This window comes from Umezawaea sp. NPDC059074, assembly GCF_042738955.1.
Lineage (GTDB): Bacteria > Actinomycetota > Actinomycetes > Mycobacteriales > Pseudonocardiaceae > Umezawaea.
Genome location: NZ_JBHYHC010000001.1, coordinates 27,643 through 50,723, shown reverse-complemented (window position 1 = coordinate 50,723; position 23,081 = coordinate 27,643). Strand labels below are relative to the sequence as shown.

Here is a 23,081-nt window from a genome sequence, read left to right as displayed (position 1 = left end):
TCCTACTCGTACAGGTCCTGGTAAAGGGTCTCGTGGACGGTGTGGATGACCTTGCGCTTCACCTTCAAGGTCGGCGTGAGTTCACCGTCCTCCTGGGACAGGTCGCGGTCGAGGATGGTGAACCGCTTGATCTGCGAGTCCTTCACGAAGTGGGTGTTGGCGTCGTCGACGACGGCCTGCACCAGGGCGATGACGTCGGGGTGGCGGGCCAGGTCCGCGTAGCCGCCCGCGATCCCCTGCTTCTCCGCCCACGGCACCAACTCCTCGGCGTCGAGGGTGATCAGGGCGACGAGGTAGGGCTTGCGGTCGCCGAAGGTGACGGCGTGGGAGATCCAGCGGGACTGGCGGAGCTGGTTCTCGACGTTGGCGGGCGCGATGTTCTTGCCGCCCGCCGTGATGATGATGTCCTTCTTGCGGCCGGTGATCTTCACGAAGCCGTCCTCGTCGACCTCGCCGAGGTCGCCGGTGTGCAGCCAGCCGTCCTGGAGCACCTCCGCGGTGGCCTCCGGGTTGCGCCAGTAGCCCGCGAACAGGTGGGGGCCGTTCATCAGGATCTCGCCGTCCTCGGCGATCCGGATGTCCAGACCACCGACGCCGAACGCGCCGACCGTGCCGATCTTGAACCTGCGCAGCGTGTTCACGGTGCCGACGCCGGTCGACTCGCTCATGCCGTAGCCCTCCAGCACCGGCACGCCCGCGGCGAGGAAGAAGTTCAGCACCTCCGGTGAGATCGGGGCCGCGCCGGACAGCGCCTGGCGGAGCCTGCCGCCGAACACGCCGCGCACGCGGGCGAAGACGGCGTCGACCTGGGCGAAAGCGGCGGCCAGCTCCGGTGGCACGTCCTGGCCCGCCGCGGTCAGCGCCCGGTACTTCAGGCCGACGCCGACGGCCTGCTGGAGCTGCTCGGCGGGGATGCCCGCGGTGGCGATGGTGTAGATCTTCTCGAAGATCCGGGGCACGGACGGCAGGAACGTCGGCTTCACCTCGGCCAGCTCCGGCACGATCCGCTTGGCGTCACCGCCGTAGAACGCCAGCGTCGCCCCCATGTAGAGCGCGCTGAACTGGACGATCTGCGCGAACACGTGCGCCAGCGGCAGGAACAGGTACACCGTGTCGTCGGCGACGACGTACGACAGCTCCTCGGTGAGGTGGCACATCGTCAGCCAGTTGCGGTGGGTCAGCACGCAGCCCTTGGGCGGCCCGGTGGTGCCCGAGGTGTAGATGATCACGCTCGGGTCGTCCGGCGACACGGCCGCGCGGCGCGCCTCCAGCTCCTCCGCGACCGGGGTGGCGCGGCCGTCGGCGGCGAGGTCGGCGATCGTGCGGCCCTCGCCCTGGATGAGCACGATCTCGCGGAGGTCCTCCAGGGAGTCGACGTCCACCTTCGCGGCCTGCGCCGCGTTCTCGGCGATCAGCAGCACCGCGCCGGAGTTGCCGAGGATCCAGGCGCACTCCTCCGGCGAACTGCTCGCGTAGATCGGCACCACGACACCGCCCGCGGCGAGGATCGCCAGGCCCGCGGTCGACCACTCGTGGCGCGTCTCCGACAGCACGGCGACGCGGTCGCCCGCCTGGACGCCCGCGCCCGCGAGGCCCGCGGCCAGTTCGCCGACCGCCGTGGCGACCTCGACGAACGTCTTCTCCTGCCAGGAGTCGTCCTTGCGGTAGCGCCAGGCCACGCGGTCCTGGTGCGCCCGCGCGGCCGCGAACGGGAGCTCCGAGACGACGCGCGCGGAACCGACCGTGGGGACGGACATGGCTTCTCCTCTACTGCTTGGCGGCGGGGCTGACGTGCACGCGAACCCCGTTGAGCACGGCGGTTCCGGACAGCGGGTCGATCCTGAGGTCGTCGGTGAGCAGGTTGACGTTGACGCCGGGGTGCGCGGTGGCGACGGCCATCCGGGTGCCGGGCCGGTCGTGGCCCCACCCGTGGGGCAGGCTCACGACGCCGCCCGCGATGTCGTCGGTGACCTCGACGACGGCCTCGATCTTGCCGACCCGCGAGGACACCTGCGCCACGCCGCCGTGCTCCAGGCCGAAGCGCGCGGCGTCGGCGGTGTTGACGAGCAGCGTGCAGAGCTCCTTGCCCTTCACCAGGCTCGGCACGTTGTGCATCCACGAGTTGTTGCTGCGCAGGTGCCTGCGGCCGACGAGGAGCAGGTCGTCCGGCCGTTCCGCCAACGCCTCCAGCACGCGCGGGAGGTCGGCGGCGATCGGGTCGGGGCACAGCTCGACGCGGCCGGACGGCGTGCGCAGGACCTCGGGCAGGCGCGGTTCCAGCGGGCCGAGGTCGACGCCGTGCGGGTTCGCCAGCAGCACGGCCATGGACAGGCCGTCGGGCTTGAGGCCGAACCAGTCGCCGTAGTGGCCGGTGCGCAGCTTGAGGTCCAGCAGCCGCTGCTCGCGGGTGTCGCCGACGAGCCGGGACCGCAGCTCCCCGACGTCGCGGCCGTGCAGCGGGCTCTTGGGGTGTTCGACGAGCTTCGCCAGCGCCGCGTCGAGCTGCGCGTCGGCCAGCGCGTCGAGGTCGGCGTCCGGGTCGGCGCCGCCGAGGATCGCGGTGAGGCGCAGCAGGATGTCCGCCTCCGGCACCGCGCCCTCGTCGAGCGGGATCACCGGCGGGGAGAACTTGGCGACGTTGCGGACGGCGAAGCCGAGGAACGCGATGTCGTAGTGCGGCCGCCTGCTCGGCGGCGGGGGCGGCAGGACCACGTCGGCGTGCCGGGTGGTCTCGTTGAGGTACGGGTCGACCGAGACCATGAAGTCCACAGTGGACAGCGCGGCCTCCAGGCGGGTCGAGTTCGGCAGCGACAGCGCGGGGTTGCCCGCGACCGTCACGAGCGCGCGCACCTGGCCGTCGCCGGGCGTCTCGATCTCGTCGGCCAGCGTCACGGCGGGGAACTCGCTCGCCACCTCCGGCAGCCCGCGCACGCGGCTGTGCCAGCGGCCGGTGGTGAAGCCCTGCCCCGATCCCCGGCCCTTGGCCAGGTGCGCGGGCAGCGGGAACATCGAGCCGCCCGGCCGGTCCAGGTTGCCGGTCAGCGCGTTGAGCACGTCGACCAGCCAGCTCGCCACGGTGCCGAAGTCGACGGTCGTGGTGCCGATCCGGCCGTACACCGCGGCTTTCGGCGCGGTGGCGAACCGCCGGGTCAGGTCGCGGATCGTCGCGGCGTCCACACCGCACTTGCCCGCCACCGCCTCCGGCGTGAACGGCTCGACCAGGGCGCGGACGCGTGCCACGCCGTTGACGTGCGGGGCCAGGTCGCCGAGGTCGACCAGGCCCGCGGCGAACAGCTCGTGCACCATGGCCAGCAGCAGGAACACGTCCGTGCCCGGCGTGATCGGCACGTGCTGGTCGGCGGCCGCCGCGGTCCGGCTGCGCCGCGGGTCCACGACGACGAACGCGCCGCCGCGCGCCCGCAGCGCCTTGAGCCGCTTGGGCATGTCCGGCGCGGTCCACAGGCTGCCGTTGGAGGTGTACGGGTCCGCGCCGAGCAGCAGCAGGAAGTCCGTGCGGTCGATGTCCGGCACGGGGATCGTGTAGATGCCGCCGTACATCAGGCCCGACGACACGTGCTTGGGCATCTGGTCCACCGTGGACGCGGTGAACACGTTGCGCGAGCCCAGCGCCCGGCGCAGGCCACCGGCGTACAGGCCGCCCGCGAGCGAGTGCACCATCGGGTTCCCGAGGTACAGCGCCACGGCGTCGCGGCCGTGCTCGGCGATGATCGCGGACAGCCGCCGCTGCACGACCTCGAACGCCTCGGCCCAGCTCACGGCCACGTGCCCGCCGTCCCGCTTGACCATCGGCGTCGTCAGCCGGTCCGGGTCGGCGTCCAGCGCGCCGAGCGACGCGCCCTTGGGGCAGAGGAAGCCGCCGCTGAACCCGTCGAGCCGGTCGCCCCGCACCCCGGTGATCCGGTCGTCGGTGATCGTCAGCTCGAGGCCACACGTCGCCTCGCAGAGCGGGCAGGTGGTGAGCGCGGTGCGGGTGGTCATGCGGGCCTTCCACTTCGGGCGCGGCTCGACCGCGCTCCTCCTGACAACGGGTACTCGTCACCGACGGGTGGCCGCAAGCGCCCGGCCGAGGTCAACCCCATCAGCTCACTGAGCGCGCGGGCCACCATCTCAGGTCGCTCGAGGCAATCGCCCAGGTGGAAGCCGATCACGGCACGGGAACCCTCGATCAGCCCAGTGACGGGGAAGGGCGACAACTCGCCGTGACCGACGAGCCTGCCGAACGGCGCAAGCGCGTCCATCGACTGCTGGAACGCCGCGCCGCCGACCGGGGAGAGCACGACGTCGACCGGCCGACCGCCGTTCACGGCCAGCAACCGCCCGCACAGCCCGTCCGGGTCGCCGTCGATCGCCACGTCCGCGCCGAGCGCGGTCGCGAACCGCCGTTCGGCGGCCGTGTCCGCGATCGCGACGACCTGGCCGGCGTCGAAACCGCGGGCGAGCTGCACGGCCAGCGTGCCCACGCCTCCCGCCGCGTCGTGCACCACGACCGACTCGTCCGGCCGAAGGTGCGCGCACGTGCGGAGCAGGTGCCACGCCGTCACGCCGTGGCGGGCGAGCACGAGCGCCTGCTCGTCGGTGATCTCGGCGGGAACCGGGAACAGCAGCCGCTCCGGGGCCCTGACCAGCTCGGGATCGGCGTCAACCACCCCGAGCGCCACGACCCGGCGACCGTCGGAGGTGACCCCGACGACCTCCTCGCCGTGCGGTCCCACCCGGCTGACGCGGACCACCTCGTGGCCCGGCAGCCGCGCGTCGGCCTCTCGCGTCGTCGCCATGCCGCCAGCCAACCCCGCTGGGCGGTGCGCGGTAAGTGCGGAGACCACGACAACTAAGTGCTCACCGAAGTCCGGCCACGCCTGCGAGGACGAGGTCGACGCCCGCCAAGACCCGCTCGCGCTCGTCGTGGTGGCGCAAAACTGGGCGGGCTCATGTCCCGCACGTCTACGGCATACCGTCGACCGTCTACGGCGCTCGGAAGGGGCCTGCGGGCGGCTGACGCCTCAGGTGGTCCGGCCCGCCGTGGCCAGGGTGCGGGCGACGGCCGCCGTCTCCACCGCGATGTCCTCCACCGTGGCCGCCCGGTCCAGGTAGAGGCCGCCGCGCCAGAGCGTGGCGTGGCCGTGGGCGGCGGCGAACGTGCGGGAGACCAGGGTCAGCGCGGCCTTCGCGTCGCCGTCGGTGAGCGACAGGGCGGCCCGCAGGGGTGGGTCCATCACCGCGCGGCCCGCGTCGGTCAACTCCTGGTCGTCCTGGCCGCGCAGCTCCGCGGCGAAGATCAGGTCGAAGCCGATGCCGTTCTCCGCGGTGAACTTGGCGTAGACCGCCGCCGTCGCCGCCAGATCGTTGACCGGGTCGGAGCCCGGCTTGCCCGACCACGGGCACTCCGCCTCGAACCGCGTCGTCAGGGTGTGCGCGGCGTCCACGGCGGCGGCCCGCAGCAACGCCTGCCGGTTCGGGAAGTGCCGGTACGGAGCCCCACCGCTGACCTGCGCCCGCCGGGCGACCTCGGCCACCGACAGCGCGGCCACCCCGCGCTCGGCGATCAGCGCGAGCGCGTTCTCGACCAGCGCGGCCTTCAGATCGCCGTGGTGGTACCCGGCACGCTTCGGCACGCCACCCCTCCCGAACCCCGTGGACGACCGAAGCCTACATGCGCTGGATCACGTCCGGTTGACGTGAAGTAAGAGAGCTCTTACATTGATGTGAGAGCACTCTTACATCACGTTTCCGGAGGTAGCAGCCATGTCCACCACCCTCACGTCCACCGTCGCCCTGGTCACCGGGGCCAGCAGCGGCATCGGCCAGGCCACCGCCCGCAGGCTCGCCGCCCAGGGCGCCACCGTCGTGCTCGTCGCCCGCCGCGAGGACCGGATCGAGCTGCTGGCCAAGGAGATCGCCGAGCAGGGCGGCCACGCGCTCGCGCTGCCCGCCGACCTGACCGACGCCGACGCCGCCGCCACGGCCGTCGCCACCACCGTCGAGCGCTTCGGCAGGCTCGACACCCTGGTCAACGCGGCGGGCGTCATGCTCACCGGCGACGCGCTCGCGGCCCCGCTCGGCGACTGGCAGCGGATGATCGACATCAACCTCACCGGCCTGCTCAACATCACGAAGGCCGCCCTGCCGCACCTCGTCGACGCCGCGGCCACCAGCTCGCGGCACGTCGCCGACGTCGTCAACATCAGCTCGATCGCCGGCCGTTTCCCGATGCCGTTCGGCGCGGTCTACAACGCGACCAAGTTCGGCGTCACCGCCGCGACCGAGGCGTGGCGGCAGGAGTTCGCCCGCCGCAACGTCCGCTTCTCCGTCGTCGAGCCGGGCTTCACCGAGACCGAGCTGTTCGCCCAGCAGGACAAGGCCGTCCAGGAGCGCATGGAGGCGCGGTTCGCCGACGTGGAGAAGCTGCGCGCCGACGACATCGCCGAGGCCGTCGAGTACATCGTGACCGGCCCCCGCCACCGGGCCGTCGCCGAGATCGTCATCCGCCCCACCGACCAGGTCTGACCTTTCCCTTCCACCGCAAGGAGAATCCCGTGCCGAAACTCAGATCGACCATCACCGCGGCGACCCTGGGCGTCCTGCTCACCACCGTCCTGACCGGCGCCGCCCAGGCGCACGACACCTACTCCGGCCAAGGCCTCGTCGCGCGCAACACCGACCTCGGCCGCACGTTCGTGGCCATGGAGAACGAGCACGACGCCGCCCGGCGGCAGAAGCTCGCCGAGCGCGTGGTCTCCCCCGCCTACGTCCAGCACAACGCCATCGCCCCTCCCGGCCGGGCCGGGCTGCTGACCACCATGCAGTACCTCCGCACGGTCATGCCGGACATCAGGTTCACCGCCCGCGACGTCTTCGCCACGAACGACCGGGTGGTCTCCCGCTTCACCATCACCGGCACCGTGACCGGCGCTCCCTACCTCGACACGCCGCCGACCGGCCAGAAGATCGAGTACGACGGCATGGACGTCTGGACCGTCCGCGACGGGCAGCTGTACGAGCACTGGGACCAGTTCGACACGACCCGCGCCCTCGTCCAACTCGGCGTGCCGGGCCTGCCGCCCACGCTGGTGAACGCCGCCTCCCAGCCGGTCAACCGGTGACCGGCAACCGGGACTGGCGTGGGCATTGGAGACCGGCCGTTCGCCTGCGGAGTCGCGGCTGACCAGCGGGAAGTCCGGCAGCCGGCCCCGCGGAACCCGTGGCGCACCTCCGGCCGTCCGGAATTCCCGAAGTTCGCCACCTGCCGCACCGCGCCGGTTACGCTCTCGCCCACGGGCAAGGGGGGAACGAAATCCGCGCGTCCACCCGCGAGGGAGGACGTGTCGGCCCGAGGGGGGCGAGTTGACCACATCCGAGACATCCGAGCTGGCGTTCGGGATCCTCGGTCCGCTCGACGTGACGCGCGGGGGCGCGCCGGTGCCGGTGAACGGGCCGAAGCTGCGGATCATCCTGGCGGCGCTGCTGCTCCGCCCGAACGCGACGGTCTCGGTCGACCGGCTCGCCGAGGAGCTGTGGGGCGACGAGCAGCCCCCGACCGCCCGCAAGAGCGCCCGGCTCTACGCGCAACGGCTGCGCCGCGCGCTGGGCGAGGCCGTGATCGAGACCCGGAACGACGGCTACCTGCTCCGGTTGGCCCCCGCGCAACTGGACCTCCTGCGCTTCCGCGCACTGGTCGACCGGGCTCGCACGGCCGAACCGGAGACCGAGCGGACGCTGCTGGCCGAGGCGCTGGCCTGCTGGCGTGGCGCGCCGCTGGCGGACGTGCCGTCCGAGTCGTTGCAGCGCGACGAGGCCGTGCCGCTGGCCGAGGAACGGCTGAGCGCCAGGGAGCGCTACCTGGAGGTGAGCCTGCAACTGGGCGGGCACCGCGAGATCATCGGCGAACTCGGCACCCTCACCAGGGAACACCCGTGGCGGGAATCGTTGTGGGCGTTGTACGTCCTCGCGCTGCACGGCAGCGGGCGGCAGGCGGACGCGCTGGAGGCCTACCGCGACGTGCACCGGATGTTCACCGAGGAACTCGGCGTCTCGCCGGGGCCGCGGCTGCGCGCGGCCCACCGCGCCGTCCTGACCGAGCAGGAGGTGGTCCCGCTCGCCGAGCCGGTGCCCGCCGTCTGCCAGCTGCCCGCGGACCTGCCCAGCTTCTCCGGGCGGACGTCGGACATGGCCGCGCTGGACGCGCTGCTCGGCGCCCCTCCCCGGCACCGGACCCTGGTGGTCGCGGGCCCCGGCGGCATCGGCAAGACCGCGCTGGCCGTGCACTGGGCGCACCGGGTGGCGGAGCGGTTCCCGGACGGCCAGCTGTTCGTCGACCTGCGCGGGTACGCGTCGACGTCGCCGCTGTCCAAGTCCCAGGCGCTGGCGCTGTGCCTGCGCGCGCTCGGCGTGTCGGCCACGCACGTGCCGATGACGCTGGACGAGCAGGTCGTGCTGTACCGGCAGATGCTCGCGGGCCGACGGGTGCTGGTGGTGCTGGACAACGCGGCCGACGCCGACCAGGTCCGCCCGCTGCTGCCGCCGAACCCCGGTTGCGCGGCGCTGGTGACCAGCCGCGGCGAGCTGCGCGGCCTGACGGTGCTCAACGACGCGCGAGTGCTCGCCCTGGACGTGCTGACCCCGTCGGACACCCTGGCGCTGCTCACCGACCTGCTCGGCGCGGACCTGGTCGACGCCGAGCCCGCGGCCGTCGGCAGGCTCGCCGACCTGTGCGGGCACCTGCCGCTGGCGCTGCGGATCGCGGCGGCGAACCTGCTCGGCGGCAGGCACCCCACGGTCGGCGACTACGTGGCCGCGCTGCGCGCCGACCCGCTGGCGGAACTGGCCATCGAAGGCGACCCGGACGTCGCCGTGCGGGCCACCTTCCAGCTGTCGTACCGGGCGCTCGACGAGCGGGCCCGACGGGTGTTCCGGCTGCTGGGCAGCGTGCCGGGCCCGGACTTCGACCTGACGGCGGCCGCGGCGCTGACCGGCGCGGGCGCGCAGACCCGCCGCTGCCTGGACCGGCTGGTCGCGGCGAGCCTGCTGACCCGGCGCGGCCCCACCCGGTTCCAGTTCCACGACCTGGTCCGCGAGTACGCCGCCGACCGCGCCCGCGCCGACGAGACGTCCGGTGACCTGGCAGCGGCCGAGACCCGGCTGTTCGACCACTACCTCGGCGTCGCGTCCGCGGCGACGCACCGGCTGTTCCCGCTGTTCCGGCGGCTCCTGCCCGGCGCGGACGAGCACCCGACGACGTTCGACGACGACGAGCCCGCGATGCGCTGGCTCGACGCGGAGCGGCCGAACCTGGTCGCCGCCGCCGAACGCGCGGCGAACTCCCCCTGGCTGAGGCACTACAGCGTGCTGCTGGCCGACGCGCTGCGCGGCTACTTCGCCGGACGCGGTCTCGCGGCGGACGGGCTCGCGGTGGCGAACGCGGCCCTCGGCGCCGCCCGCGAGGCCGGTGACCTGCGTGCCGAGGTCTCCGTGTTCGTGCTGCGGGGCATGATCGCGTACAACCTCAGCGACTACGACGCCGCGCTGGCCTGGTTCGACCGAGCGCTCGAAGGCAGCGTCACCGGTGTGGACCCGGCGGCCGAGACGGAGGCGCGCCACGGGCTGGGCCGGGTGTGCTCCCAGCTCGGCAGGCCCCATGACGCGGCGCGCCACCACGAGCGGGCCCTGGTCATCGCCCGGCGGGCGGGCGACGAGAACACCGAGGCGCGGGAGATCAACTACGTCGGTGTCTCCCTGCTCTCGCTCGGCCGCGTCGAGGCGGCGATCGCGTGCCACACCAAGGCGGCCGAGCTGAGCGCGCGGATCGGCAACCAGCACATCCGGCTGCTCTCGCTCAACGGCCTCGGCCTGGCCCACTGGACCGCCGGGCGGCTGCGCGAGTCCGCCGAGTGCCACCAGGAGAGCATGAGGATCGCCGACCAGTCGGGTATGCGGCACGGTGTCACCTCGGCGCTGGTGTGCCTGGCCGAGACCTACTGCGACCTCGGCCGCTACCACGACGCGGAGAAGCAGGCCCGCGAAGCCCTCGACCAGGGTCGCGAGCTCGGCGAGCGACGGCACGAGGCGGGCGCGCTGGAGATCCTCGCGACGGTCGCGCGACGACGTGGCCGGCTCCTGGAGAGCATCGAGGGGTACGCGGCGGCGCTGGAGCTGTCCAGGAAGATCAACTTCCGCTACGGCGAGGCGTCCATCCTCATCGGACTGGCGGCGGCGCACCGGGCCATCGGCCGCCCGTCGGACGCGGTGGCGCACACCGAACTCGCACTGGCCAAGATGAACGAGACCGGGATGCGGGTGCTCGAGTGCGCCGCGCTCACGGAGATGGCGGCCGCACACCTGGCACTCGCCAACCACCCGGCCGCGACCCGAGACGTCGACCGGGCCCTGAAGATCGCCCGCGAGGACGGCCAACGCCTCAACGAGGCCCGCGCCCTGCGGGTGGCGGCCGAGATCCGGGAGGCGAACGGGGAAACCACCAAGGCCGCCGAGTCGACCTCGGCGGCCTTGGCGATCTTCACCGACCTGGGTGTGCCGGATTAGTGAGCGCTTCCGGGCGGTCTGACCGCCCGGAAGCGCTCGGGAGGCATCAGCCCGTGCACCAGAAGTCGAACTTCGTCCGCACCCAGGAACACTCGTACCCGGCGGTCAACGACCACAGCTTGGGCGCGTGGGCGCCCGGCAGGTCGTGTGCCTTGGCAGGCACGCCGCCACCGAAGGTCCACTGCTCCGGGTCCTTCATCTTGACCCATGCCAACTGCGAAGAGCGGTTGCCCTTGTAGCAATCCTCCCAATCGAGGCAGATGTAGTCCTTCCGGTCGTCGCTCAGCCCCTCGATGGCGCGCGAGGCCGAGAGGTCGATCGGGCCGATGCTGCCTTCGACGGCCAGCGCGGGTCCCGCCGCGGTGTCCATGTCCGTCTGGTTGGCCGCGTACTTCACCGAGTACGAACGGGAGATACCCGCGTCGAAGCCGAACATGATCTTCCAGCCGTCGGTGATGGTGCCGCTGGAGTCGACACAGGTCTCCGTGCCGATGATGACGCCCCCGCCGCCGCTCAACGACCGGCAGCTGAAGACGAGCCCTCCGTCGACGGTGATCGGCGGTGGCGCGACCCCCGCGTCCTCGGCGGCCTCCTTCACCTTCACCTTCCGGATGTCCTCCTGCACCAACGACGTGGTCACGCTGTGCTGGTACTCCGCATAGGCGACCAGGCATTCGAGGTTGTTCTCCTCCAGCGCCCTGCCCGGATGACCTCCGCAGACGTCGTTGATCACATAGGACCGGTACGAGGTCATCCAGAAGGTGATGTCCTGCTGGTCGTTGCGCGACACCAGCTTCGGGTCGTACGCCGTCTTCTTCCCGGCCCGCGTGGGTGTCGAGGTGACCGCGGGCTTCGACGGGGGTGGCGAGGCCACCGGGTTCTTCGGGCCGAGGCTGGAGTGGCCGCAGTAGTCGTCCATGCAGTGCATCGGCAACAGACCCGACGGGTCGCTCGTGGTGATCGGGTTGTTGTCGCTGTAGGTGTACCCGTTGAGCTGCTGCGGATTCCCCGAGTCGAGCACCGGGTCGACCGAGATGAACCGGCCGGTGTCCGGGTCGTACTCGCGTGCGCCGAGATGGGTCAGGCCGGTACTGGAGTCCAGCACACCGCCGACGAACCCGCGTTCGCCAGGAAATGTCGACGCCCCGCCACGCGGACCACCGAAGGGCGTCTGCCGCCGCTTGGTCACCGCCAGGGTGACCGAGTCGATGGCCGTCTGCGCGGTGTTCTGGTGGTCCGATGCCAACCAGGTCAAGGGGCCACGCCCGTGGCGCACCGCGACCGTGCGGTTGCCGTGGCCGTAGTACCGCGTCACCGTCGGGTTGCCCCCGGCCGCCGACAGCCGCAGTTCCTGGTTGCCCAGGTACAGCGTCGTCCCGGCCGGGTCACGCCGGATCAGCCGGTTGCCCGTGGGGTCGTACACGTACGACGTCGACTGGGCCCCCTTCGTCACCGACGTGAGCTTCCCCTGCTCGTCCCACCTGAACTGCTCGCCGGACGACCGCGAGGCCAACTGGCCCGCGGCGGTGTAGGTGTACGACGTGACGCCACCGGGCCCGCTCACCGAACCCAGTGCGTGAGCGTGCCCTGGGACCTGACCCCCGTACGTCCGGACGACGTCGCCCGAAGCGGCGTGCTGGGTGTCGGTGACCCGGTTGCCCGCCTTGTCGTAGGTGAAGGACTGCCAATACGGCGCAGGACCGCGCAGACCGGCCACCGACGGGTCGGCCGAGCACGACGAGCCGGTCCACGCGTCGGTGAGCCTGCGCAGACCGTCGGTGCGGAAGCACTGGACGTCACCGGCGAACGCGTCCGCGACGGACGTGATCGTGCCCACCGCGTCGTAGCTGTAGCGCACGTCGGACTGCATCGGCGACGGCGCTTCCGTGTCCACGACGGACCGCGTCAGGCGCCGGTTGTTCTGGTCGTAGTACTGCGACAGCCACACCCGCTTCGTGCCGGTCCCCAGGGTCAGCCGCGCCGGCTCGCCGTAGCGGGTGAAGTCGGTCGCCGACACCAGTTCGACGGTCGAGCCGTCGTAGCCGCCCCAGCTGGTGGCCAGCGACCCGACCGCGTCGTAGCCGAAGCTGACGGTCTCGTCGGGCAGCTCACCGGCCGCCGGGTAGGACTGGCTGGACAGGCTCCCGTCCGGGTTGTACCCCGTGTACGACGAGTAGGTGCCCGCCAGCAGGCCTTCCGATGCCGGGATGATCACGGACGTCCCGGTGGGCCGGTACCCGGGGTCGTAGCTGAGGATCTTGCTGGTGTAGGCCTTCCCGTCGACGAACGCGGTCGACGACGCGGGCTTTCCCCTGCCCTTCGTCACCGTGTCGTACGTCCACTCCGCCAGCTTCGTCCCGCCGACGGCGCCCGAGTACTTCGCGGTCTCGCGCCCCAGCGCGTCGTAGGAGTAGGCCAGCACCGCGCCGCGCGCGTCCCGCGACGTGAGGACCTGCCCCGCGTCGTCGTAGGTCTTGGTGATCAGGCCGCTGTCCGGGTCGCCGCTGCTGACCTGGCGGCCGAGGAAGTCATACCCGAACCGCCAGACCGCCCCCGAAGGATCGGTCACCGTCTCGGCCCGGCCTGCTTTGTCGTAGGTGTACTTCGTCGAGTCGAAGCCACCGTCGTGGTGTTGCCGCAGCTCGACGGTCTGCCCCCGCACGTCGGTGTACGTCGACGTCGGGGTCCCGCCCGGCGGCGGCGTGACGTCCACGTGGTCACCGAAGTACGCCGTCGTGGTCCGCCGCTCCTCGAACGCGCCCGCGAACACGACCGACGCGTCGGCGCGTCCGGCTCCGTCGAAGTGCGTCCGGCTGTGCCCCGGAACGTGCACATCGGACGCCATCTGCAGCTCGGTGTCCACGGCCTTGTCGTTGTAGTACGGCGCGGTGGTCTTCCACAGCCTGCCCTGCGAGTCGTACCGCGTATCGGTGATCAGCCTTCCGCCGCCGGTCGCGGGCGCCTGCACCTGCCTGCCCCGGAGCAGCCCGTCGTAGAGCGTGGTCGCGGAGATCTCGACGCCGGTCGGGCCGATCCCGGTAGTGGTGACCACCGTCGGCTTGTCGCCGCGCACCAGGTACGCCGTGCGCAGGAAGGGCACCTCCGGGTGGTCGGCCTTGGTCCAGCTCGGCGTCCACATCGTGACCGCGCGGCCGAGCGCGTCGTACTGCGTCTCCGTCTTGCGCGAGTTGGGGTCGCTGGACAGCGTGGGCAGTCCCCACGCCGGGTCGTAGGTCGTGGTCCTCACCAGTCCACCGGGCACGGCGTCGGTGCCGGGGCTGGTGACCACGGTCTTGGTGACCGGGCCGCCCGTCTCCGGCGTGTACGCCGTCCTCGTGGTGCGCCCTAGGGCGTCCGCGGTGGACTTGACGCGCCCGTGCACGTCGTAGACCGAAGTCCCAGCCGTGAGGTACACCGGGCCCGCCGCCGGACGTTCCTTCGCGATCTCGGTCTTCACCACGTTGCCGTGTGCGTCGTAGGTCGTCTTGTTGTCCGCCAGCGCGTCTCGGGGGTACTCCGGAGATGCGCCGCAGCGGACGGAATCCGTCCAGGCGTGCCCCGGCAGGCCCATCAGCCAGGCGTCGGTGTCGCGCGCGTACTCGGTGTGCGCGCACCGGTCGTCGGCGGCCGTGGCGGGATCGCCGAGGTCGTTGACCTTGGTCACCAGGCCGAGGTCGTCGTAGGTGGTCTCGGTCCGCGTCGTGCGCCAGCCGGAGCCCAGGGCGGTGTAGCCCGTCGCCACCCCGGTGCCCACCAGGTACGCCTTGAACGCGCCCCGCGTCGCCGTCGGGCCCTGCACCGAGGGCTCGGTGATCGTCTTGCTCACCCGTGCCGGATCCGGCTGGTCCGAAGGTCCTTCCCGCTCGAACACCGCGCTCTCGAAACCGAAGCCCGCCAACCAGTCCGAGTCGGTCCGCGAGCCGCCCTCGGAGTCGGCCACCGACACCGACCGCGTCCCCGAAGGGAGGTGGTCGCCGTCCATGCCGCGGTGGAACCGCTGCTCGGACATGGTCACCGGGCCCGCGGGGTCGTCCGCCGTGCCGTTGCGCACCCGCACCCGGCCGAAGCCGCGGAACTCGTTCCACGTCCGCTTGTCGTCCTTGGTGAACTCCGAGGTGTCCCAGTGCCAGGCCGCGCCGTCGAGGTACTCGTACCGGGTGACCTCCTCGGGGAAGGTCGACCTCGGCTGCCCGTCCACGGTCAGCCGGTCGCTCCGCGTCACCGCCGTGACGACGTACTTGTGGAAGTAGTCGGTCCGCTCGGCGAAGTTCTTCTTGGCCCACCGCACCGGGAAGCACCGCTTGGTGTTGCTCTCGGGGTTGGCGGGCATGGTCCCCGCCTTGCACTCCGACTCGTACGTGATCGACGTGATCCCACCGGTCTCGGACACGATTCCCGTGACGCGGTACCGCATCAGCGGCGACGCGCCGTCCTCCGGCATCTCGACGCGGTTGTACATCGGCGTGCCCTGGAACGTCACCGACGGCATCTCCGCCGTCCCGCCCGCCAGGCCGGTGTGCTTGATCCCCTTGAGCCACAGCGCGGCCTTCTCCCCGTCGCCGGGATCGGGGTACTGCTGGTCCAGCTCCCACCTGTCGACGTCACCGAAGTCCGTGCCGCGCCACACCTTCGTGGTCACCGACGCCAGCCGCTTGGTGGTCCAGAACGTCGGCGAGCGCGTGTCCGAGCAGGTGGCCGTGTCGCACTTGGCGTCCCACGGCACGTCCGGCCAGTTGTCCTTCTTCTCCGCCTTGCACTCGCTGCCCGGCACGCACCGGTCGGCCGTCGTGAACACGACCCTCCCGGACGCCTGCGTGACGCCGTCCCGCAGGCCGTAGTCGATGTGGTCCAGGTACCCGCCGCGGACGTAGCTGACGGCGTTGGCCTTGCCGTTGAACCCGTAGGAGTTCGTCTCGGTCGTGTAGGAGAACCGCATCTCGTTGCCGTTGCGGTCGACCACGCGGCTCAGGTTCCACCGGTACGCCTGCGTGCACGAGGACGCGTCGAACGAAGCGCCGTGGCACGGCTCGCCGGAGTCGTCGCCGAACACCGGCACCGTCCAGGTCGACCCCGCGTCCGTCCCGAAGAAGTACTGCGTCCCGTCGACGGTCGTGATCTTCCACGACTCGCCGTCGTTGTCACCGTTGCCCGCGCCGGTGGACCGCTCGATCCGCGACCCGTCGTCGGAGCGCGACCGCCACTTCCCGGTCACGTCGTCCCGGATCAGCATCCCGCCCGCGCCGCCGTAGGACGCCGTGGCGTTGTCGCTGCGCCAGCACAGGTCGCCCACCTGCGGCGGCTTCACGTCGCCCTCGGTGTCCGCCGAGCACCCCCCGTAGGTGCGCTCGACGAACCCCGAGGACAACGCCCAGCCGTCGCCGACCCACGACGGCTGGTTGTTGGTCACCGTCGTCCGGCCGTCCACCGCGGACGACCGGTACGACAGCGCGAGGCTCGGCGTCAACCCGCCCGCCGCCGGTGGCACCCGCAACGGGTACGACCAGGTGAAGTCGCCGGTGTGCGGCGACACCGCCCAGCTCGCCGACGGCGAGAGCGACGTCGCCGTCGCCGTGCCCGCGCCCTCCTGCGCGGGCTTGGCGGGCTGGTTGCCCGACAGCGCCCGCGCCGACGCCTGGTCGGACTCGACGGTCCGCCAGGACGGGCTGGTCACCGGCGCGGACGGGACGCTGTCGAGCGGTGTCGACGGCTCCCCGGCCCACGCCGCGGGTGCGGCGACGGCCATGAGCACGGACGCCGCGAGCTGCGCGGCCACCGCGAGGGTCAGGCCACGTCTGGTTCTCCTGCGCACAACAACTCCCCCATGGTTTTCAGCTGGTGAGCACGTAGCCCAGCGAGCCGCGGACGGTCTGGCCCTCGCAGGCGGGTTCCTTCGAGACGAACAGCTCCGCGCGGGTGTTCGTCGCGCACTGGAACACCTGGGCGCTCGGCCGTCCGGCGGGCGGCTGGGTCCAGAGGAAGCCGACCCTGGTCTCGACGGTCTTGCCCGCGCACGCCACGTCCGTCGACAGGAACCGGTCCGATCCGTCCACACAGGACTGCAAGGGCTGCGTCCCCGCCTCGTTCGTGCGCGCCACCAGGCCGAGCGTGCCCTCGAACCGGTAGCCCTGCGGAGGTCCGGCCGCGTCCGCCGAGTGCTCGCCCGTCCTCGGCAGGACGTACCGGACCAGCGGCGCGTACGCCGGGACGTACCCGAGCAGGCCGTCCACCGCCTGGCCCTCGCACGTCGTGGAGTTCGAGTCGAACCTCTGGCCGTTGACCGCGCACCGGTAGAGCGGCATCGTCGTCACCCCGGCGGGCTGGTCGACGTAGCTCGCGCCCAGCTCGCCCAGCCTCGTCGCGCCCTCGCACGCCGGGTCGACCGACGTGAACGCGTCGACGTCGTCGCGCAGGCAGCCGAACATCGGGCGCGTCCCGGCGGTGCCCACCGGCAGGAGCCCGCCCAACGGGGTCTCGAACCGGTACCCGGCCGGGATCGCGGTGAACCGGTCCCAGATCCCGCTGGTGGCCGCCACGGTCCGGTGGTCGCCGGGGGCGACGAACCTGCCGAGCTGACCACCCGCGGGCGTCGCCCACCCGGCGCGGGCGCGGATCTCGTCGTCGGGCACCACGCCCTCGTCGGTGTACACCTCGTCGATCGCGCCGGTGAAGAACCCGGCGGGCACGCCGTTCTCCTTGTCCCGGCCGATGGTGAAGCCACCCCACGCCGTCCACAGCAGCACGTTGTCCTTCGTGCCGACGAGCTCCCCGTTGACGTACAGCCGGAGCTGGCGCGCCGGGTAGTCGTAGACGCCGGTCAGGTGCGTCCAGGCGCCGAGCGTCGGCGCCGCCAGGGAGTTCGCGTACACCAGCGGGCGGTTGTCGGCGTCGGCGTCGTCGGAGACCGGGGCGCCGAAGATCCACCGGCCGACCTCGGGGCGGTACTGGAGCACCAACCCGCTGTGCCGCGCGCCGTCCTGGCCGAGGACCGTCGCCACCCGGTCACCGCGGTGCAGCTTCGCCCACGCGGCCACGGTGAAGCTGTCCCGCATGACGACCCCGACGTTCCCGGCGGTGGCCGCGGACGCGCCGTCGAGCAGCAGCGCCTTGCCCGCCTGGCCCGCCGGGTAGGTCGCGACGCCGCTCAGCGTGGTCGTGTTGCCGATCCACGACGAGTCCGTCAGCGTGCCGTCGTCGAAGCGCCACGTCCCGCGCGCCGCGGGCGGGACGTCGTCGTGGACCTTCTGGACCTCGGCGTCCGACAGCGCCTTGCCGTACGCGCGGACGTCGTCGACACCGCCCTTGAAGAAGCAGGCGCTCGCGCCGTCGCGGCGGCACCGGCCGATGGCGAACCTCCCGTTCGCCGCGGGCACGGTGACACCGGACACCGACCCGGAGAGCCCGCCGTTGACGTAGAGCTTCAGCCTGCCCAGCGGCTGGTCGTAGACGAGCGCCAGGTGCGCCCAGCCGTCGACGTACCCGGCCTCGGTGGACAGCACGTACTTCTGCTCGCCGCCCACCGGGACCGCGGCGGCCCACTTCTTCGCGGCCTGGTCGTACCGGACCTGGAACGAGCTGAACTGGTCCCCGTCCTGGCCGAACACCGTGGTGTCGCGGGTGTTGTCGAGGTTGTAGACCCACGCCGAGACCGAGAAGCTCCTGGCCGTGTCGACGACCGGACCGGACGTCTCCGCGGCGCCGGTCGCGCCGTCGAACCAGCCGGTCGTCGCGGCGCGGCCGGTGTGCCAGCCCGCGCCCGAGGTCAGCGTGGCGGTCTTGCCGCGCCCGCTGGCGTCAGCCGTCGAGGAGCCGGTGTTCTCGTCGAACTTCCAGCGCCCGGCATCGGCCACCGGGAGCTGCGCCTGCGCCGCCGTCGGGTAGGACCGGTGCAGCGCGGACACCCGGTCGGCGGTCAGCGCGCCGCTGTAGAGCCGCACGTCGTCGATCCCGCCGTGCCAGTAGCCGCCCCACTCGCCCGCCGTGCGCGCCCGGCCGAGTTGCAGCCCGCCGACGCCCTGCCACGGCCGCAGCAGCGTGCCGAACTCCTTGCGGACGCCGTCGACGTACAGCCAGATCGTCTTGCTCGGCGCGTCGTACACGCCCGCCAGGTGCACCCAGTGGTTCAGCTCGCCGTCCCGGACCTCCAGCGCGGCCTTGGTCACCGAGCCGCCCTCCTCCGGCACCTCGAAGATCCAGTTGCCGTTGTGGCCGTTGTCGTCGACGACGTGCCCGAGCCGGAACTTGCTCGTGCCGTTGCCGCCGTCCAACGACACCGCGCTGAGGAAGCACTTCGGCGTCGTGTCGAGGTCGCACGGGTTGTCCTTGAGGTTCACCCACGCGGACACCGTGAAGCTGGTGTCGGTGCGCACGTCCACCCCCGACGTCGCGGCGTAGGCGCCGCCGCCGGGCAGGTCGAGCGCGTTGCCGAGCCGTCCGGGGGCGAACGTCGCGCCCGCGCCGAGCGTCGCGGGCCTCGCCCCGACGGCGTCGCCGCCGAGCGTGCCCCTGCCCTCGTCGAACGTCCAGTTGTGCCCGAGGCTGACGTCGCGCCCGGCCATCGTCTGGACCTCCCCCGCGAGCAGCGCGCGGCTGTAGAGCGAGACGTCGTCGATGGCGCCGGTGAACTTCTCGGTGTTCGGGTCGTCGGCCCACAGCGACCGGCCGAACTGGACGCCGCCGGTGGCGTCGAACCCGCCGGTGTGCGCGGCCGAGGCGGCGAGCACGCCGTTGACGTACAGCTCGATCCGCCCGCGGTCCTTGCTGTACACGCCGACCAGGTGCGTCCACACGCCCGGCTGCGCGACCGGCCCGGCGGCCTCGTCACCGGTGCCCGGCTGGTCGCTGTTCATCGCCGTGAAGGCCCAGCGCCCGTCGGCGAGCGAGCGCAGGTCGAACCCGGCCACGTGCTGCCCGCTCTGCGACACCACCGCCGCCCGCGCGCCGGTCCTGTCCAGCCGCGCCCACGCCGTGACGGAGAAGCTGCGGTCGGTGCGCACCACCGGCGCGGCCGTCGAGGCGTAGCCGGAACCGTTGAGCCGCAGGGCGAGGTCGTTCGGGTCGGGCTGGTTCGTCTGCCCGGCCGCCCAGTCCGCGCCCGGCGCGATCGTGCCGGGGAACCTCCCGTTCCGCTCGGCGGCGTCGCCGTCGAACCTCCACGTCGCCGCGGTCACCCCGGCTCCGGTGACCAGCACGCGGACCTCGTCCGGCGAGATCGCCCTGCTGTACACGCGGACGTCGTCGACCGTGCCGGGCAGCCGCTGGCGCGTCACGCCGGGAACCAGCGACTGGCCGATCCGGAACGCGCGCGCGGCCCGCCACGGCGTGACCCGCGTGGTCTCCCCGATCTGCTCGCCGTCGACGTACAGCCGGATCTTGCCCGCGGTCGCGTCGTACGTGCCGGCCAAGTGGTACCACTGGCCGCGCACCGGCTGGAAGCTCGTGGTCACCCAGTCGTAGCCCCCCGTGTCGCCGTCCACGCGCGGCAGCACGAAGACCCAGCGCTTGTTCTGGTACTGCAAGCAGAACGCGCAGATCCGCTCGCCGTCCTGGCTGAGCACCGTGTACGTGCCGGTCTCGTCGACGTCGGCGTCGAGGCGGACGTGCGCGGCGACCGAGAAGCTCTGGTCGCTGCGGACCATCGGACCGGGGGTCGAGGCGCCGCCGGTGACGCCGTCGAGGCGCAGCCCGCGACCGACCGCGCCGTCGGACACGAACGACGCGCCGCCCTCCAGCACCACGTCCGTGCCGCCCTCGACCGCGTTGCGGGCGGTCGTGCCCTTGTCGTCGTCGAACTTCCAGTGCGCGACCTGGACGTTGCCCGCGCTGACCAGGCCCACGACCTCGCTCGCCGACAGCGGGCGGTCGAAGACCTGCACCTCGTCGATCGCACCGGTCCACTGGTCGACGAGCTTGCCGTCCCAGAGGGTCCGGCCGATCCTGACCGGCCCGCCCGCGTTGCCCGTGGTCGGCGGGGCGGGGGCGGTCCCGGCGAGCCTGCCGTCGACGAAGAGCCGGATCTCACCGGCGTCCGGGTCGTACACGCCCGCCAGGTGCGTCCAGGTGTTCAGCTGCGGCACGCCGGGCGCCGACGCCGCCATCGCGACGCTCGTGAACGAGTCGGTCGACGCGGGCTTCCCGAACACCCAGCGCGGCGTGCTGCCGTCGTCCTCGGCCCGGTACCACAGGGTGAAACCGGGGAACTTCAGGCCGTCCTGGCTCACCACCGCCCGTGGGCCGGTGCCGCGCTGGAGGTTGACCCACGCCGACGCGGTGAACCCGGCCGCGTTGCGGATCGCGTTCGGCGCGGTCACGTCGTCGTCGACGCCGTCGAGCTTGACGGCCGAGCCGACCGCGCCGCCCGCCTGGATCGTCGCGCCGTTGTTCAGCGTGCCGTGCCGGTCGCCGAGGAACGCGGTGTCCTGCGCGTTGCCGTCGAACGACCACTGCGCCAGCGGGCCGTTGCCCGCGCGGACGTAGAACCGGTACTCGCGCACCGGGCTCGGGTGGTTCGCCCGGTCGTGGCTGCGCACGTAGAGCGTGTGCGGGCCGTCGCCCTCCACATCCACCTTCACGGTCGCGCCGCCACCGAGGGCGTCGGCGTCCACCGTGAAGGTCGACTGCTCCGACCAGCCGTACGTGTAGTGGTCGACGTCGCCGACGCCGTTGCTGCCGAAGGTGAAGGTGCCCGGCACGTCGCTGCCGCCGTGCCAGCGGTTGTCCTCCGGGTACAGGTCGGACGACACGGTCGGCGGCTTGTCCACGGGCGTGCGGTCGACGACGAACTGGGCGCCGTCGGCTTGCGCGCTGGAGGTCACGCCGTCCGAGGCGTGCACCCACCAGCCGATCCGCTGGCCGTCCTTGTCCCCCAGGCCGATCTGCGCGGTGTGCACCGCGCCGGACGCCTGCTGGGACCCGTTCCACGACGCGATCTCGGTGCCGTTCGCCGAGACCCGCCACTGCGGGTAGAGCGGGTCGCCGTCCGGGTCGGAGAGCTGCGCGCTCAGCGTCATGGTGTCCTGGCCGACGTAGGACAGGCCTCCGCAGAACTTGCACGGCGTGGTCAGCGCCGGGTCGGTGGCGAGCCCGCCGGGCACGTACGGCGTGCGGTTCCAGGTGACCTTCAGGACGGTCTGCGCCGGGTCGTACTTGCGCCACGCGTACTGGTCGGTCGAGCTCTTCGCCGCCAGGAACAGCGGGGTGTGCCCCCCGGCGTCGATCAGGTCGACCGGGATGTCCCACCCCACCTCCTTCCAGCCCGTGCCGCAGGTCCCGCTGTGCACGCCGGGCACCGACCTGGTGCGGTTCCAGCCGCCGCCCGGCCGGTTGTTCCAGGTCATGCCGTTCCAGATCCCGCCGTTGGCGCGGTAGACGACCTGTTCCCGGTCGGAGCAGTCGGGGCTGGAGATGGCGACCGTGGTGAACGTGGCGCCGAGCAGCGTCTTCCCGGCCAGGCCCGAGGTGTCGTACTGGAAGTAGGCCTGTCCCTCCCCGATCCCGCTGCACCAGCTGCCGTCCGGAGGCAGGTCCTTCGGGCACTGCCCGACCTGCGCGTTGCCGTCGCCGCTGGTCCACCAGTACGAGCTGTTCGGGTGGCCGGACAGCACGTTCGCCCAACCCCACTTCTGGATCGTGGTGAGCGTCGGGTCCACCGTCACCGGAAACTTCACCTCGGGGTCGGCGAGGAACCCCGCGTCCGGTGCCAGCACCACCGCGCCGTCGACGACGGACACCCCGACCCGCGCGGTGCGCCCGGCCGCGTCCCACATCGTCGACGGCGGCGCGCCGAACACCTCGGCCCCTCCGGCGTCGACGGCGCGCAGCGCGCCCTCCCCGTCTGCGGTCAGCGTGAGGCCGTCGGCCTTCACCGCCAGTCGGACCTCCTGGAGCGCGGGGTTGCGCGCGGCCTCCGCGTCGCGCACCACGAGGTGCTGGCGGAAGCCGTCCCGTTCGGCGATCATCACCAGGTCCACGCCGGGGAGGACGCCCCGGTAGGTGGCCCGCGAGCCGGACAGCTCGGGTTCGGGCAGCGTGCCGGGCCAGGACAGCGCCAGCGACTTCCCGTCCCTCCGCAGGGTCGCGAGCGCGGCGTCACCGCCGGGGGACAGGGTCAGGTCGCCGTCGGCGGCCTCGGGCGCGACCACGCCGTCGGACCGCTTGCCGAGGTTCGTGTCGACACCGACCCACTCGCCGTCCTTCCGCACCCGAACGGGCACCGCGGTCAGCTCGGCCGTGAGCGTGCCACCGGGGTTGGCGTACACCGCACGGGTCTGGGTCCGCTCGTCGGCGACCTCCACCCGAGTGCCCTGCGATCGGGCGGCCACCATGGCCGCGGGCGCGTTCGCCGCCTCGGCGACCGGCGCGGGCGGCGGCGCCGCCACCTGAACGCTGCCCGTGAGCAGCGTCAGCATCGAACCCATCAGCGCGATGACCGCACCGGCCACCACCACACGACGCAGACGCACCGTGATTCCTCCCCCGCGGTCCCCAGTGGACAGACAGGCGGAATCATGCGGAACGGCGGCATCAAA

Annotated in this window: 9 protein-coding genes; 3 read left to right on the top strand and 6 right to left on the bottom strand. The window is 72.4% G+C overall.

All coding sequences use genetic code 11. The features are described from left to right. Positions 1–2 precede the first annotated feature (2 nt). From ACFWW9_RS00190 to ACFWW9_RS00175, 4 genes are all read right to left on the bottom strand, one after another. Positions 3–1,757: an AMP-dependent synthetase/ligase gene (locus tag ACFWW9_RS00190; RefSeq protein WP_390370171.1), complete on the bottom strand. Its 1,755-nt coding sequence runs from the start codon at positions 1,755–1,757 to the stop codon at positions 3–5. A gap of 10 nt (positions 1,758–1,767) precedes the next feature. Continuing rightward, positions 1,768–3,999: a molybdopterin-dependent oxidoreductase gene (locus ACFWW9_RS00185; RefSeq protein ID WP_390370170.1), complete on the bottom strand. Its 2,232-nt coding sequence runs from the start codon at positions 3,997–3,999 to the stop codon at positions 1,768–1,770. Then, positions 3,996–4,796, bottom strand: coding sequence for a zinc-binding dehydrogenase (locus ACFWW9_RS00180; RefSeq protein WP_390370169.1), 801 nt, complete (start codon positions 4,794–4,796; stop codon positions 3,996–3,998). The genes ACFWW9_RS00185 and ACFWW9_RS00180 overlap by 4 nt, the downstream gene beginning before the upstream one ends. Positions 4,797–5,021: 225 nt before the next feature. Beyond that, positions 5,022–5,633 (bottom strand): TetR/AcrR family transcriptional regulator, encoded by a 612-nt coding sequence (locus ACFWW9_RS00175; protein ID WP_390370168.1) that lies wholly within the window; start codon positions 5,631–5,633, stop codon positions 5,022–5,024. 130 nt (positions 5,634–5,763) lie between these two features. Here ACFWW9_RS00175 and ACFWW9_RS00170 point away from each other — a divergent pair, with 130 nt between their 5' ends. From ACFWW9_RS00170 to ACFWW9_RS00160, 3 genes are all read left to right on the top strand, one after another. Further along, positions 5,764–6,525, top strand: coding sequence for an SDR family NAD(P)-dependent oxidoreductase (locus ACFWW9_RS00170; protein WP_390370167.1), 762 nt, complete (start codon positions 5,764–5,766; stop codon positions 6,523–6,525). 29 nt (positions 6,526–6,554) lie between these two features. Then, positions 6,555–7,121 (top strand): ester cyclase, encoded by a 567-nt coding sequence (locus ACFWW9_RS00165; protein WP_390370166.1) that lies wholly within the window; start codon positions 6,555–6,557, stop codon positions 7,119–7,121. A gap of 241 nt (positions 7,122–7,362) precedes the next feature. Beyond that, positions 7,363–10,557, top strand: a complete 3,195-nt coding sequence (locus ACFWW9_RS00160) for a tetratricopeptide repeat protein (protein WP_390370165.1) — start codon at positions 7,363–7,365, stop codon at positions 10,555–10,557. Positions 10,558–10,603: 46 nt separating this feature from the next. Here the strand turns inward: ACFWW9_RS00160 and ACFWW9_RS00155 are convergent, their stop codons facing one another. Together ACFWW9_RS00155 and ACFWW9_RS00150 are read right to left on the bottom strand one after the other, a co-directional pair. Continuing rightward, complete coding sequence (locus ACFWW9_RS00155) at positions 10,604–16,366, bottom strand: RHS repeat-associated core domain-containing protein (protein ID WP_390370164.1); 5,763 nt, start codon at positions 16,364–16,366, stop codon at positions 10,604–10,606. 19 nt (positions 16,367–16,385) lie between these two features. Continuing rightward, positions 16,386–23,015, bottom strand: a complete 6,630-nt coding sequence (locus tag ACFWW9_RS00150; RefSeq protein WP_390370162.1) for a LamG-like jellyroll fold domain-containing protein — start codon at positions 23,013–23,015, stop codon at positions 16,386–16,388. Positions 23,016–23,081 lie beyond the last annotated feature (66 nt).